The following is a 15,504-nucleotide window of genomic DNA, read 5'->3' as shown; positions in this document are numbered from 1 at the left end:
ACAATCATATTTTTAAGGCATATTTACTCTTTTTTATCTATCTTTGTCCTAGTTAAAATTTAATTTCAAAATTTTACTTTTGGTGTTATAAGTGGAATATTATATTTCAACTTTGGGTCCTTATTCTCTAACAATCTTCATGTTAAATATATCGAAAGTTTAATATGAACGTACAAACATGGTAAAATAAAGGTATTATTAAGCGAATAGAAGGATGTCTATTATGATAAAACAAATCGAACTGAATGATTGGTCATCTTTAAAATCACAACTTCATAATGCAATTCAACAAGGGTTCACACATTTTACCATCGTATCTGATGAAATCAGTGTTTATCCCGACATGCTTGCGGCAGTTTCATTAGAAGATCAAACGATCGTCGTTGATTACACCATCAATCATCAATATCTCAATGACTGTCGCTACTTTGGTCACGAGTATGTCACATTCAATGAATGGATAGAAAACATTAACCTCTATCCAAATGTGATTTTCCATATAGGGACTGTGATGACAATCTTAGACCAATATAATGTTGAAAACCTATTCGATCTTGCCGTGCTTTCTTTACTTAATTCACAAATAAAAGTAGACAGCCATGTCGTATTTGATTTCCAACGCACATTTGAAACTTCACAACAATTGTGGGACCAAGTTGCTGAGCGTCAGTTATCAAAAACGACCAACTTTAATCTGAATAAATTAGCCTATGAACATCGTCATAAATTACCATTTAAACGAAGTGAAACAACAGCGCCGAAACACCTCCGTTTTACGGATAAATTATTAAAATACAGTCGCTTTTTCACGCCGCATTGGTTATATCAACCTGTGAAGTCACACTTACAAACAAAACATGAAAAACAAAGTTATATCTATGAAAAAGATCCTAGCAAAGTAGAAAATCATATCGTATTTTTAGGCTTTGATTATGGTTTTAGAGGCAATTCACGTTATTTGTTTAATCACTTAGCAAAACATTCTACACGTACGCCGATTTATTTTGTCACTGAAGACGTAAAAGGACCAAATTTTGTAAAACCAGACGACCCTGATACGAAATCGCTGATCGAAACTGCTAAAGTTGTCGTACTCGAAAGTTACATTCCTGATGATTTAAAACCGAATGGAACCATCGTACAGTTATGGCACGGTACACCGATTAAAAAATTATTCCTAGACAGTCATGAACCCCATCAAAATTTAAATATTTATAACTACCGTGCACGTAAATACAATAAATGGTTACAACAAGATTATTTAATTTGTGATTCAGATGATAGCATTCCTTATTTTAATAGTGCATTCCCTAACCATAACTTACACATTATTGGTTGCGGCTATCCAAGAGTTCGTTATTTAATCGATAAACTCAACGATAAACCTTACATTGAATTTATTCGTAAGGAATTACAACTCGATCCAGAAAAACCAACGTTGCTCTATGCACCGACATGGAAATCTAACCAAGATGAAGATGACTTATTACCAATCAGTGATGCATTACTCAACAAATACAATGTCATTTATAAAGCACATACAGAATCTCATAATGACTATATTCCAGAAAATGTCATTCATGCGCCAGCTAATTTAGAAACACAAGATTTAATCTTAGTCGCTGATGTGGTCCTTACTGATTACTCATCTATTATCTTTGATGCGTTAACTGTTAATAAAACAATCTCACAATATACACCGCATCATGATGCCTATCTTGAAGAACGTGGCGTCTATGAAAATGTCATGCAAGCACTAGCGATGGTACGTTACAGTGATGCCAAAGCTTTACTCAATGATTTAATCAGTTACCAAATGTCATCGATTAAATCGAATGCGTTCATCAATCAAGATAACCGTGCTTTTGAAACGATCGCACATCTCATTCAAAAAGCAGCTAAGTCTTAATGATTGAAACTGACAAATAAATAGAAGAAGTCATATCGCTTTCAAACACGAAATCCAAAGTGGGAACATCCAATCAGTTCAAGATACTAGATGGTGCTCCCACTTTTTTTACATACAATATCTATGCTTTATAACTGATTTTCTTATATTTAACCTTCACAAAGAATAGCGACTTCCACTCTTATCCCCTATGTGGATATATCCAATACAGATAAATTTACCTTTTACAACTATTCCTTATTAAAATTGTCCTCACGGAAAATTAATAATATTTACATTTATTTTATGAAAGCGTATACTTACGATGTGTAAAAAAATTCAGGAGGTAAAATTTTATGGGAATAAAAGTCAATAAGAAGTTAATTTTCTTCTTAGGGGCACTCGGTGGTTTACTCTACGGTTATGATATGGGTGTCATTTCCGGAGCATTATTATTCATCAAGGATGATATGCAAATTAGTAGTTCTGTAGAAGGAACCATCGTTGCTGCCATGTTAATCGGTGCCATTTTCGGTTCAGCCGCAAGTGGTCCGTTCTCCGATAAATGGGGACGTCGTCGCGTTGTATTCGTGATTGCAATTGTTTATATCTTAGGTGCGCTTATTTTAGCCTTCGCACCATCCGTAGCCGTTTTAATCATCGGCCGACTCGTAATAGGTCTCGCTGTAGGGGGTTCTACAGCCATTGTGCCAGTATATCTGTCAGAAATGGCGCCTACCGAACAACGTGGCTCACTTAGTTCATTAAACCAATTGATGATTACAATCGGTATTCTTGCTTCATACTTAGTTAACTATGCATTTGCACCTATTGAAGGTTGGAGATGGATGTTAGGGCTAGCTGTTGTACCATCATTCATCTTACTTATTGGGGTTGCCTTCATGCCAGAAAGTCCCCGTTGGTTGCTTGAAAATAGAAGTGAAAAAGCTGCGCGTGATGTGATGCAATACACATTCCCAGCTGATGAAATCAACCAAGAAATCAATGAAATGCGTGAAATTAACAAAGTATCTGAAAGCACGTGGAATGTCATTACATCTCCTTGGCTACTACCAACAATCATCATTGGTTGTGTATTCGGTCTCTTCCAACAAATCATTGGTATCAATGCCATCATCTATTACGCACCTTCTATCCTAGAACAAGCAGGACTTGCCAAATCTTCTTCAATTCTAGGTACAGTGGGTATCGGTACAGTAAATGTGCTCGTAACAATCTTTGCGATTATGATCATTGATAAATTTGACCGTAAACGCCTACTCATCGTAGGTAACATTGGTATGATTGGTTCACTGTTAATCATGGCTATCTTAATCGCACTTTTAGGTGTCGGTTCAGCCGCATGGATCATCATCCTATGCTTAACCATCTTTATCTTATTCTTCGGATTCACTTGGGGCCCTGTCTTCTGGGTTATGTTACCAGAACTCTTCCCAATGCGTGCACGTGGTGCTGCAACAGGTTTAGCTGCACTCGTTGTATCTATTGGTAGTTTACTCGTAGCTAAATTCTTCCCAATGTTATCTGAAGCATTGCCAATTCATTACGTATTCTTAATCTTCGCTGTGATCGGTATTTTTGCGATGTTATTCGTCATCAAATTCTTACCAGAGACACGCGGACGCAGTTTAGAACAAATTGAAGCTGAGTTACGTTCTAAAAGGAATGCGAATGAAGCAAACATTAATAAATAATCACGAAAACAACATGGTATTAAACGTCCATGTTTCCCAAAAGAAAAGCGCCGGTTGAACGTATAACTGTTCAATCGACGCTTTTTTTATTTATCCTATTTTAACGATCACGATTTAAAAACGCTTGTACATACCGCCTGATTCAGGCTCAGTATTTTGAAAACCAAATTGTTGATAGAGTTGATCTGCAGGATAATCTGCAATTAAGCTTACATAAGTGCCCGCTTCTGCGACACTTTCGAGATAAGTCATGATTTCTTTCATAATCCTTTTACCATATCCATAACCCTGATAGCTTGGCGTCACTGCGATGTCGACGATTTGAAAAGCTGTGCCGCCATCACCAATGACACGTCCCATACCAATTAATCGTTCATCTTCATATAAGGTTACCGTGAAGCAAGCGTGGGCCAATCCTTTTTTTGCAGCTGCTAAAGACCGCGCACTCATCCCTGCTTCGAGTCGTAAGTTACAGTAGTCTTCTGGCGTAGGTATACGATAAGTGATCTCAACCATGACATTCCTCCTTTAAAAGCATCATAGCATAAAGTTATAAATAACGTTGCATGACTTCCTTATTCGAAGCTTTAAAGATATCGTTATGACTTGAAACATAGCCTTCAGGGGCAGCATTAGGTTCAATATATTGTTTAGCTAAATTCGCTGCATTACCCGCATCACTAAAAGCACTTGCTATCAAGTGGACTTTTGCTTCATGATGAATGATATCACCACATGCAAAGATACCATCCACATTCGTCGAAGTATTGCCATAACCTCTAATACGGTACTGATCGTACATTTCAATCTCAGTCGTCGCTTCCTCTAATAACTTACTTTCATGATCAAAACCATGACTGATAATCACATCATCTACAGAACGAGTCGTCGTTTCACCGGTCTTCACATGTTCAAGTACCACTTCTGCAATATGATGTTCCGTTTCATCACCAATTAATTGTTTAATTTGTGTATTCGGCAATTTGGTTACATCGAGTTCATCTAATTTTTGACTTAACGCCTCATAACCTCGCACTTCTGCTTTGCGATAAACTAATGTCACTGATTTCGCATAACCTGATAAATCATGCGCCCAATCTAACGCTGAATTACCAGATCCAGAAATCAACACATCTCTATCTTTGAATTTTTTCAACGATTGCACGACATAGTGTAAGTTTGTTAAGTGATAACGATCTGCATCCTTCACTTCTAACTGTTTAGGGTTAATAATCCCACCGCCAATCGCAATGATGACCGCTTTAGATTCATAAGTATGACCCGCTTCCGTCTTCACTTCAAAATGTTGTTCAGCTACTTTATTTATATCAATGACACGTTCTTTTAAATGCACTTCTGGATTAAAATGAAGCCCTTGATCAATGATATCTGAAATCACTTCATAACAAGGTTTGGGCGCCACTCCTCCAATATCCCAAATAATCTTTTCAGGATAGACGTGCATTTTACCCCCTAGTTTATCTTGAACGTCGAGCAATTGAACATCCATCCCTCTTAATCCAGCGTAAAAGCTCGCGAATAATCCTGCAGGGCCTCCACCAATAATTGTAATGTCTTTCATTAGATTGCCTCCCACGTATTATGTCGTTAATCCAATTATGCATTAAGTGAGAAGGATTATCAATAATATCCTAGTATTTGAATATGATATTGTCTTTATAATATGAAAAACGTCGACGCAAACATCTATGAATATGTTCACCCCGACATTCCTTTTTAAAATGACTTTTATGCTTTTGGATTTGTGATCAATGCTTTTCTCAATAAGAAAAAGAGTAGAATGAAGCCAACTGTGATGGTCATATGACCTATGCCTGCAAATCCAGCAAATGATTCGGGAACCGTTTTACCCATGACTTGGAACGTCCCTTTCATAAACATCATGCCCACCGTGATGACAACACCTAAATTATAAATAATAAAGAACCAGTTGAATAAATAATATTGACTTAAATGCAATACTTTTTCGAGCACAATTAAAATGAGGTGCATGAACATACCCAAGATTAAGGCGTGGGTGTGCACGACGACCAGTTGTGAATCACCTGTGAAATGATATGCTACTGTCAATTCACGGTAATAAAAGCCGCTCAATAATCCAACAATCGTATAAAATAAAAACGCATATAAAATTCGTCGCATACATTGTCCTCCTCGATGTTATTATAGGATATTTTGCACGAAATAAAAATGACAATATCGCAAACAAAAACAAACCCCGATAGCAGAACCTTACGAGGTCCACTATCGGGGTTATGTCTATCACATGAACTTAAATGAATCTTATTGATAAGACCATTCTGGATTTGATTCTGATGAAATCGTACCTTCATCTTCACCAAGTGTAAGCATTGCTTCAGAAATATTACGTGAATGATAACCAATACGTTCTAGGATACCAATCATATCGATGTAGAGTAATCCACCTTGCATTGAACATTCACCTGAACGTAGACGTTTAATATGTTTCTTACGTAAATCATGTTCTAGTTTGTAAGATTCTTGACTACGTTCAATAATTTCTAGTTTTTCAACTCTATCGTAAACATTGATTGTATCGATTGTTTTTTCGAAAGAAGTTGTGACGTATTGATATAAGGTATCAATACTTTGTTGTGCTTTAGAAGAAATTTTGATGTTATCGCGTTCTTCTTGTTGCAAGTCTTCACTGTAAGACTGAGTTAAACCAGCAATTTTAGCTAATGTGCGGTTCATATCTAACAGTACTGAAAGTCGTTCCGCGTCGTCTCTCGATAAGTTTTTCTCAGAAATCTTATTGAGATACTCTCTTGCGTTGTCGCTTAAGTTTTCAACTGCCATTTGTTTTTGTTCAATTTCTTTAGCTACTTTTTGATCTGTTGAATTAACTTGTTTCAACATGTCTAAAGTCATGCGACCAATGTTTTGGATATCTTCTTGCACTTCTTGTAATGCAAGACTTGGTGCACGATTGATCAAGTTTTTATCCACTGGTTTAGGTCTGTATTTTTCACTGATGTCTTCACCAGGAATAATTTTCGTAACAATCCAAGCAATGACGAAAATAAATGGTAATTGAATGATTGTATTCGTTACGTTGAATGTACCGTGTGCGAAAGCGATAACCATTTTAGGTTGTAAGTTAATTGCTTCTTGAAGTCTTTCCATTAAGAATTCAAAGACTGGTAAACCAATCAAGAAGATGGTCGCACCGATAACGTTAAATGTAACGTGCGCTAATGCAACACGTTTTGCTGCAAGTGTACCAGCTAAACTTGCTAATACAGCCGTGATTGTTGTACCGATGTTATCACCTAGTAAGATTGGTAACGCACCATGTAATGATACAAGATCATTTTCAAAGAATCCTTGTAAAATACCAATTGTGGCACTAGAACTTTGTACAATTAATGTTAGTAATGTACCAGCAATGACACCATAGATAGGGTTGCTAGACATATTTAACATGAATTGGTTAAATCCTTTAAGATCTGCTAATGGTTCAACTGCGCTACTCATTAATTCAAGACCGAGGAAGAGTGCACCAAAACCAAAGAGAATCATACCGATGTTTTTAACCATGCGTTTTTGTACAAAGAAGATTAAAAATGCACCAATAGCTAAGATTGGTAATGCATAATCTCCGACGTTAATCCCAATGATAAATGCTGTAACTGTTGTACCGATGTTAGCCCCATTACAACACCGATCGCTTGACGCATTGTCATAAAGCCGGCTGTTACAAGGCCTATCGTAATAACCGTTGTCCCAGAACTACTTTGAATCAAGATGGTAACAAGCATACCAGTAAGTACACCCATAATCGGGTTACTTGTGAATGTGTTTAAGATTCTTCTTAATCTGTCACCTGCTGCCTCTTGTAAACCATCACCCATTTGCTTAATCCCATAGAGGAAAATACCTAAACCACCAATAAAGGTAAAGATAATTTCCATAACCGAAGCATCCATATCTGCACCTCACAAAATAAAATTCTGACCAACAACAATTCTAACTAAAGTTTGTTAAGCTAATGTAAATTTAAGATTAAAATTCGGGGTCTGTGACACTTTTTAAAGCGAGGTGCATGATGGATATCCTTGATATAACTAAGCCGTTATACCTTAGATGTTTACTTAATTTTACTCAGGTACCGGTCCGTCTATACAAGGGTATTGGTTATTCCCCTCTTTAAAACCGAGATTATGATGGAACTTGATAACTTTTATCGCTATGTTTTCTAATAAGTGATGCAGTCACAATCGCGATCACACCAAAGATCATAAAGCCGATAAACATCCACATTGTGCTATCTAATTGAATGCTGTGATTCATATAGATGAGTTCTCTTAAGCTATTCGCATAATGCGTAAATGGATTCCAACCGACGATATATTTTTGATAGAAATCCGGTAACATTTCTTTCGGATAAGTGACCAGTTGCATGCTAAAGAACATGGCAATTAAGAATATAGGTAATGCAGGTAGACCGATCCATGTCATTGTACCTACGATTAAACCGATAAACCCAATCATTGCGATAGCGATAAATAATGCAATCTTGTTCGGTTCATCAAAGTGGAATCCGAGAACGCCGCCCATGAAATGCACATAACTGAAAGCTCCGACAAATGAAGTCACTACAGCGATTGCCATTTGTATACCTGCCGCAGTTAAACGTTGTGGGCGTGTGATATTATTACTTGATCTAAATGCATATAAAAGTAGCACAGAGACAACAATAGAACCAATCCAAACTGGCATGAACATTAAGAATGGTACATTACCACCTGCTTGATGATCTTTTACTTCATGAATTTTTTCGTTATCTGCTTTCACTGGTGTGTTGATGCCATTAATGTCACTCGCATCCACTTTCACATCTTGTTTTTCTAATGTCTCGATGCTTTGTTTCGTAATTTGATTATTAATACGATCACTCATGCCACTGAGTACGTTGGTTGAAACTTGAGCAGCTTGCATAGATGCCCCACTATTCACGATCGTTTTCAGTTTCGCTTGAGTGACATCGATATCACTATCAGCTCCAGATTGAGCCATTTTTTGTTGCATTTGTTTTGCTTGAGCTGGAGGAATCTCTCCAGATTTCACTTTGTCTTTCATTTCCTCTTTTTTCGCATCTATGATGACTTTTTGTGTCTGACTCATGGCGTCTTTTGAAAAGTTTTTATCAAAAATTGCTACACCAAAATATTTTCCATCTTCAATACCTTTTCGTGCCGCTGATTCTGAATCTACTTGTTTCCAAGCGATTGTATCAGAATCACTATCTAATAAATTATCAGAGATCTTTTTCCCTATATTTAAATGATTGTCCTGAATATCAGTACCTTGATCGTTATTCACGACTGCAATGGGGATTTCTTTAGGTTTAGGGTTAAAAGCTGGATAAAAAGCTAATGCAAAAAGTGCTAATATAATGAGGACTGCTATAGGTGCAATCCAGAGTAATTTATTTTTTAAAATATTCATGCTTACATCTCCTTTTTCTGTTTTTGGACATTGTGTTGATTAATCAGTGCATCGTCTATTATAATAGCGTTAAGAAATAAATCTCAATGACAAATTTTTAGCATTTTGTCCGCTAATCAACGGATTCAATATATTTGTTTAGAAAAGGAGAAAAATGATGGCTGAAGATCGCAGAATACGCAAAACAAAAAATGCAATTAAAGATGCATTTGTTACATTATTAAAAGAAAAAGACCTCGATAAGATCACAGTTCAAGACATCGCAGAAACTGCAGATATTAATCGTGGCACTTTCTATCTACACTATGACGATAAATATATTCTACTTGAACGCATAGAGGATGAATATATTCAATCTCTATCTGAGAGATTGGATTACGGTTATTTCGAAAAGCTTTCTAAAGATACGGACATTGAAACCTTTGCCAAAGATTTTACAAAGCACATTCTAAGAAGCGTGTTGCTTCATATACAAGATAATCTCGCGTTTTACAGTGTCATTATGAACTTAGACCGTAAAACACAAATTGAAGAGAAAGTCAGTCAACTACTCTATGATAATATGTCAAGACACGTCGCCTTTAATCAACATATTTCGAATATACCGGTGGATTACTTTCACAGTTATGTTTCCGGCGCGATGATTTCATTTATTAAGCATTGGGTGAATGACCCTAACAGAGAAAATATCGATGTCATTACCACCTATCTCTTTAAAATTATATTCCATGGTCTATTACGTCTTGTTGCCAATGAACATTTAAATAGCACGATTAAATAGTTATTGTCATCATTGAGGGTTTCAGGTAAGATAAGAAAGATTTCTGAGAAAGGTAGCGATGAGGATGATAACTGCTTACAAACATGAAAATTCACTTGAGATTAAGGAAACGAGACTCGATCAAGACGTCGCTTGGCTCAATATTGTGGATCCTGAACGAGAAGAAATTGAAACATTAATAGGTCTATACGATATTCCAGAAGATTTTCTACGCGATCCATTAGACACTGAAGAAAGCGCCCGTATCGAATTTGATGATGACACAGGTTATTCTCTTATCATTATCGACTTACCAATCGTCAATCAAACCAATCAAAAGGTATTATCGTTTATTACGATTCCATTGGGTATCATCATCGGTAATAAAAAAATCATGACCGTATGTAGTGAAGAAAATGACTTTCTAGAATTTTACGCACGACAAAATATTAACTTGAACTATCGCAGTCAGTTCGCGTTAACGATTTTACTTACAATTGCCAATCACTTTAATCGAAATTTGCGTTTATTAAATAGAACGCGCTTACGTATCGAACGTTCGTTAAAAAACAATATTACCAATAAACAACTCTATAATCTGATGGAAGTTGAAAAAAGTTTGGTGTATTTCTTAGATGCTCTGAAGGGTAATGATAACGTCATAAAGAAACTATTCCGTTTGCCTTCCATCAAGCGGTTTGATGAAGATGAAGAGCTCATTGAAGATCTCATTATCGAAAACAACCAAGCAATAGAAACGACAGAACTGTATACCAACATCTTAGAAAGTATCACTTCTTCGTATGCTTCATTATTATCTAATGAGATGAACAATACGATGAAAACACTGACGTTATTTACCGTATTGCTCACCCTACCGACACTCGTCTTTAGCTTTTTCGGTATGAACGTCCCATTACCGATAGATGACCACAGTTATATTTCCTGGGTAATCATCATCGCCATTTCCGTCACATTGATTTCAGCAGTCGGATTAGTGCTCTGGCGTAAAAAGAAATTTTGAATCTCGAACACACATGATCGATAACTCATTCGATAACACACACTAATACTAATTCAAAAAAGAGACACACTGTTTATGAGTTCTCACTCACTTAACAACAGTGTGTCTCTTTCATTTATATGATTTTTTATGCTTCATTTTTATAAGTAGAACGATATGACAAGGCGTAAGTTACGATAAAGGCGATCACAAATGCGATAACCATTCCAATTCCATAATGTAACCAACCGCCATTCGTTGCGCTGATAGAAATAAATCCTGGGATACCTGCTGTACCTAAGGCAATGGCTTTCACTTTAAAGAATGAAATGTAAGCTGCTCCAATACCTGAACCGATAATCGCTCCGATAAATGGATAGCGTAGTTTCAAGTTAACCCCGAACATAGCTGGTTCAGTGATACCAAGGAGTGCTGAGATACCTGCAGCTGAAGCAACCCCTTTGAGTTTTTATTTTCTTTCACTATAAAGAATGCGGCAAGTGCAGCTGCCCCTTGTGCCACGTTAGACATCGTCGCAATTGGGAAGATAAATGAACCGCCCGTTGAACTACTGTCGGCAATTAATTGCGTCTCAATCGCAATGAAACTGTGATGCATACCTGTGATTACGATCGGTGCATAAAGTAAGCCAAAGATTAAACCACCGATGGCACCACCGATATCATATAACCAAGTTAGACCATCTGAAATCCAGTAACCGATTGTTCTTGTGATCGGTCCAACAAATAGGAACGTTAAGAACGCTGTGACAAAAATAGACAATAACGGCGTTAAGAGATTATCTAAAACTGTCGGCGTGATTTTACGTAAACCACGTTCTATTTTAGCTAAAATGTATGCAGCAACGAGCATCGGTAAGACTTGACCTTGATAACCGACTTGGTTGATCTTCAATCCAAATAAATTCCAATGTGGTATAGCCTTACCAGCTTCGAGTGCTTTTGGATATTCATATGCGTTCATCAAATCAGGATGTACGAGAATCATACCGAGTGCCGCACCTAAGAATGCATTACCACCAAAGCGTTTGGCTGCACTAAAACCGATGAGTATCGGTAAGAGTGTGAACGGCGCGTTCGCAAAGGTATTAATCATGCCAGCTAAGCCCGCAAATTGATCATGGACTTCAATTAAAGATTGTTTATCGTAAAATAAACCCGGTGCCGTTAAGATATTATTCAATCCCATTAATAAACCGCCAGCTACGATCGCTGGGATGATAGGAACGAAGATATCAGAAAGTAATTTCACAAAACGTTGTATCGGGTTCATGTGTTGTTTGCGTTGTGGTTCTTCTTCGGATTCGTGTGACGTATCTGCTTTACCTCCTACCTTTTCAAGCTCATTATATACTTTGTTTACTGTCCCTGAGCCAATGATGATTTGGTATTGGCCACCTGTAGAAAATGTGCCCTTTACGACTTCCATCTCGGATAATGCCGCTTCATCCACCTGACTTTCATCATTTAACACGAGTCTAAGTCGTGTTGCACAATGCGTCATAGAGTGGATATTTTCCTTACCACCAATGGCTTGTAGTATCTCTTCTGCTGACTTCTTATAGTTCATCGGGTTGCCTCCTCTATACTATAGAACCGGTTCCAAAATACTTTAACATAATTGTAACCGGTTCCACTCAAGAACGCAATAGTGAATTCATGCACGTCAAACAAAGTTCACGTTATGATTTAGATTAGCGCGTATTTGTTCATCAATCATTTCCGAATATATTCAATTAAATTGTAAGTGTTTAGGTTATGCTACGTGACCACCTTTAGTATAACTTGAATTGCGCATGGCTAACGTATCTTTAATTATAGGAGTATACATTTCTTGGTTGTTTATAGCCTAACCACTATCTCCATAAATAAATGGGTATGATGGTTGTTAAAACAGTTGCTCTGTGGAAGAATGGCTTGGATTGGCGTGGATTTCACAATGTTTTAAAAGACAACCTCATTTTAAATGTATGTGCCTTTGCTTTATGAGTAGCTGCACATACTTTTATGCCCATACGTGGTGACTTTCTATCTACGTATACCATAGCTTTGATGAGTTTGACGGGTTTTAAGACATTGGAGATGAGCGTTGATTATCAATCATTTTGATTCGCTCAGGGGATATGCATCAATTCAATATACTAAACAGTGTTGTAGCCATATATAAAAGAGCTGTCTTATATTCATCTTCAACACGATTCTATAGATTTTAACGTTACTCACTGAATTAAAAATCTACTTCACTCAAACAATTATATACGGCCTAAACACTTACGCTGAGTATCATCAAAATCTACCTATATTATTGCCAAATTTCACATTTTGCACAGTACGCAATTTTTACGATATGTCTCCAAAAATTATAATTTATGCTCACTTAATAGTGTACAATATTAAATTACTCTCGGTTTCCCTTTTTTCATAATTTTAATTTTAATATTTTAGGCATTATAATTCTTCAAAATTTGTTGTATAATACTATCTAATCTTAACAATATATTTACAATGCAATTGAGGATTTACCGTAACAATGAAATTAATAGATAATATACAAATTCATGATCATTTACAAACGCATACGAAACGATGTATCGGACATATCAAATTATTATTTAGTTTAGATCTTTCGTTAGACCTTTCGATCAACGGCAAACATCACGCACTCTCTAACGAAATGGTCATCATTAATCACAGTGATATGTATCAAATCCACCAAGGGACACATGTCATCGAGCTTAATATCACATTATCGACTTTGTACAAGACACATCCTGATATCTTTGAGGGCTATTTTGATGCTTCTCTTATACATTCCGTCGATTATTTACAAGATACGATATTAACGCTCATCCAAAACAAAAAATCCACCAGTCAAAACAATGATACATTATTTAAAGATATCGTCCTGTTACTGTTTGAAGAAGCATTTATTAGTCAAAATTCTAACTATGTCGCCACTTATCAATCAGAGGGTGATGTCTTAACACGCATCACAGATTATATTTCAGCACACCACCATCAAAAGATTACATCAACTGAAGTCGCCCAACATTTTTATATTTCTTCATCTTATATCTCGATATTATTCAAGAACCATATCGGCATGAATTTTAAACAATACCTATCAAGCTTGAAAATTGCTGCATCGATCCCTTTACTCATTCAGCAGCACCAAGCTGTCCACACGGTAGCTGAATGCTCTGGTTTTTCCAGTAATGCAAGCTTTTTAAAGCACTTTAAATCATATGTTGGCTTAACGCCTACCGCTTATCGAGCACAGTATGAAGGACGACTTAAATACCATATCGAATTACGCAATAAAGATATCACACCTTATCTGGAGTTAATTCAGTCTAAATCTTACAGTAACCCAATCCATTATCAACACATCAATATAGAATTAACCACACAAACATTAGCTGAACGCATACCTACTACTAAGACATTTATCACATTAAATAACTTCATTTCACTCTATCAACAAAATATCAATGCGTTAGAAACAATCGAAACATCGATGTTGCCCAACCCTTACCTGTTAATTCATCATACGGAAGGATTAACCCAAGATAGTATTCACTTTGTCATGATTAATGATGCGATTGATCAGTTATTCAACAAACAATTCGGCCTGACGATCACCATCCACTCAGTCGAAGATTTTGAACTGATTGAAAACTTAATCGTCCAATTTCTAAAATATAAACCGAGTTACTTAACTCGCAAAACTAAAGTAAAATTTATGTTACTCTTCGATACGGAACACATGACACAAAAGGACATCCATCTATCTTATACTAAGCTGAAACAAAAATACCCTGCGATTGAATTTGATGTAACGTTAAATGGCATCCTGTCCCAAACATCAAACATGGCTCAAGCACGTTTGATATTAAACCGCTTAAAAATGGACTACTATTTTATCGATAGCCCTTTTTTACACCAACTTTCTATAGAATCAACCTCATCTCAAATTGCTTTTGATAAAATAAGCACGTTGATTTCATCTTTGAAATTATCACCCGCCCGCATTGCCTACATCGATATGACACAACAAGACTTAAATGATCATAAGTCAGGGCAAAAGAATGCGTTACCCACAATGATGCGCCCATTCTTACAATTTATTATGTCAGACATTAATCTTGGCTATGCACTCTATTCACATCATGCGGAAGACGTTGCATTGGTCAATCACTATGGTTTATATCATCCGCTGAGACATGTCTATAGTTTATTGCGCCCCTTTTATGATAAGCCGATTGCAGTGCACAAGCAGTATATGATTGCCTACGAGAATCATATGTATCATTTATTACTGTTTAACGACGATGAAAAGCATTTAAAACCGAATCAATTACATCGTTTTAAAATTTATCCAGCGAGTGACCACAGTCTGATGCTGTTCATCCAAACACTGAATGCATCATATGGCACAATCGAACACACCCTACCCGACCATTTAAATCTTCACGCAATTGAAAAGGAAATATTAACGTATTTAAAACAAGCCAATCGACCGAAAGCGGAAGTGACTGTCGTGCCACAAAATCAACTTTCGTTTGATATCGTCCTAGAGCAAGCTGCACTTAAATATGTACGGGTCAGTGCGATTGAATCGTAGT

9 protein-coding genes and 2 pseudogenes are annotated in these 15,504 nt (G+C 36.5%); 5 read left to right on the top strand and 6 right to left on the bottom strand.

Annotated elements, in window-relative coordinates:
- Positions 1–223: 223 nt before the first annotated feature.
- Together APS80_RS06540 and glcP are read left to right on the top strand one after the other, a co-directional pair.
- The gene (locus tag APS80_RS06540; protein ID WP_059107474.1) at positions 224–1,909 is read left to right on the top strand and encodes a CDP-glycerol glycerophosphotransferase family protein; all 1,686 of its coding nucleotides are present in this window, start codon (positions 224–226) and stop codon (positions 1,907–1,909) included.
- A 335-nt stretch (positions 1,910–2,244) separates the two neighbouring features.
- Positions 2,245–3,603, top strand: coding sequence for a glucose transporter GlcP (gene glcP / locus APS80_RS06535; protein ID WP_180991905.1), 1,359 nt, complete (start codon positions 2,245–2,247; stop codon positions 3,601–3,603).
- Positions 3,604–3,717: 114 nt separating this feature from the next.
- Here the strand turns inward: glcP and APS80_RS06530 are convergent, their stop codons facing one another.
- The 5 genes and pseudogenes from APS80_RS06530 to APS80_RS06510 form a co-directional block, all read right to left on the bottom strand.
- Positions 3,718–4,119, bottom strand: a complete 402-nt coding sequence (locus APS80_RS06530; RefSeq protein WP_059107473.1) for a GNAT family N-acetyltransferase — start codon at positions 4,117–4,119, stop codon at positions 3,718–3,720.
- Between the two features lie 34 nt (positions 4,120–4,153).
- Positions 4,154–5,185 carry an NAD(P)/FAD-dependent oxidoreductase gene (locus APS80_RS06525; protein ID WP_059107472.1) on the bottom strand — a complete coding sequence of 344 codons (1,032 nt, stop codon included), beginning with the start codon at positions 5,183–5,185 and terminating at the stop codon, positions 4,154–4,156.
- A gap of 167 nt (positions 5,186–5,352) precedes the next feature.
- The gene (locus tag APS80_RS06520) at positions 5,353–5,766 is read right to left on the bottom strand and encodes a DUF2871 domain-containing protein (RefSeq protein WP_059107471.1); all 414 of its coding nucleotides are present in this window, start codon (positions 5,764–5,766) and stop codon (positions 5,353–5,355) included.
- A gap of 141 nt (positions 5,767–5,907) precedes the next feature.
- Positions 5,908–7,574 (bottom strand): annotated as a pseudogene (locus tag APS80_RS06515) (Na/Pi cotransporter family protein).
- A 232-nt stretch (positions 7,575–7,806) separates the two neighbouring features.
- The gene (locus APS80_RS06510) at positions 7,807–9,096 is read right to left on the bottom strand and encodes a YhgE/Pip domain-containing protein (RefSeq protein WP_059107470.1); all 1,290 of its coding nucleotides are present in this window, start codon (positions 9,094–9,096) and stop codon (positions 7,807–7,809) included.
- A gap of 157 nt (positions 9,097–9,253) precedes the next feature.
- Between APS80_RS06510 and APS80_RS06505 the strand changes: the two genes are divergently transcribed.
- Together APS80_RS06505 and APS80_RS06500 are read left to right on the top strand one after the other, a co-directional pair.
- The gene (locus APS80_RS06505) at positions 9,254–9,877 is read left to right on the top strand and encodes a TetR/AcrR family transcriptional regulator (protein ID WP_059107469.1); all 624 of its coding nucleotides are present in this window, start codon (positions 9,254–9,256) and stop codon (positions 9,875–9,877) included.
- A gap of 64 nt (positions 9,878–9,941) precedes the next feature.
- On the top strand, positions 9,942–10,880 hold the full coding sequence (locus APS80_RS06500) for a magnesium transporter CorA family protein (RefSeq protein ID WP_059107468.1): 939 nt from the start codon (positions 9,942–9,944) through the stop codon (positions 10,878–10,880).
- Positions 10,881–11,007: 127 nt separating this feature from the next.
- Here APS80_RS06500 and APS80_RS06495 read toward each other — a convergent pair.
- Positions 11,008–12,449: pseudogene (locus tag APS80_RS06495) on the bottom strand (sucrose-specific PTS transporter subunit IIBC).
- Positions 12,450–13,409: 960 nt separating this feature from the next.
- On the opposite strand from APS80_RS06495, the gene rsp reads away from it, so the two are divergent.
- Positions 13,410–15,503, top strand: coding sequence for an AraC family transcriptional regulator Rsp (gene rsp / locus APS80_RS06490; RefSeq protein ID WP_059107467.1), 2,094 nt, complete (start codon positions 13,410–13,412; stop codon positions 15,501–15,503).
- Position 15,504: the final 1 nt, after the last annotated feature.

The sequence above is a fragment of the Staphylococcus auricularis genome (genome assembly GCF_001500315.1).
GTDB lineage: Bacteria > Bacillota > Bacilli > Staphylococcales > Staphylococcaceae > Staphylococcus > Staphylococcus auricularis.
The sequence above is the reverse complement of the archived record's forward strand: the minus strand, read 5'-3'. Positions and strand labels throughout refer to the sequence as shown.

Coding starts and splice junctions, on each gene's coding strand:
- APS80_RS06540 (WP_059107474.1), top strand. CDS start 224: ATGATAAAACAAATCGAACTGAATGATTGGTCATCTTTAAAATCACAA.
- APS80_RS06505 (WP_059107469.1), top strand. CDS start 9,254: ATGGCTGAAGATCGCAGAATACGCAAAACAAAAAATGCAATTAAAGAT.
- glcP (WP_180991905.1), top strand. CDS start 2,245: ATGGGAATAAAAGTCAATAAGAAGTTAATTTTCTTCTTAGGGGCACTC.
- APS80_RS06520 (WP_059107471.1), bottom strand. CDS start 5,766: ATGCGACGAATTTTATATGCGTTTTTATTTTATACGATTGTTGGATTA.
- APS80_RS06510 (WP_059107470.1), bottom strand. CDS start 9,096: ATGAATATTTTAAAAAATAAATTACTCTGGATTGCACCTATAGCAGTC.
- APS80_RS06525 (WP_059107472.1), bottom strand. CDS start 5,185: ATGAAAGACATTACAATTATTGGTGGAGGCCCTGCAGGATTATTCGCG.
- APS80_RS06500 (WP_059107468.1), top strand. CDS start 9,942: ATGATAACTGCTTACAAACATGAAAATTCACTTGAGATTAAGGAAACG.
- rsp (WP_059107467.1), top strand. CDS start 13,410: ATGAAATTAATAGATAATATACAAATTCATGATCATTTACAAACGCAT.
- APS80_RS06530 (WP_059107473.1), bottom strand. CDS start 4,119: ATGGTTGAGATCACTTATCGTATACCTACGCCAGAAGACTACTGTAAC.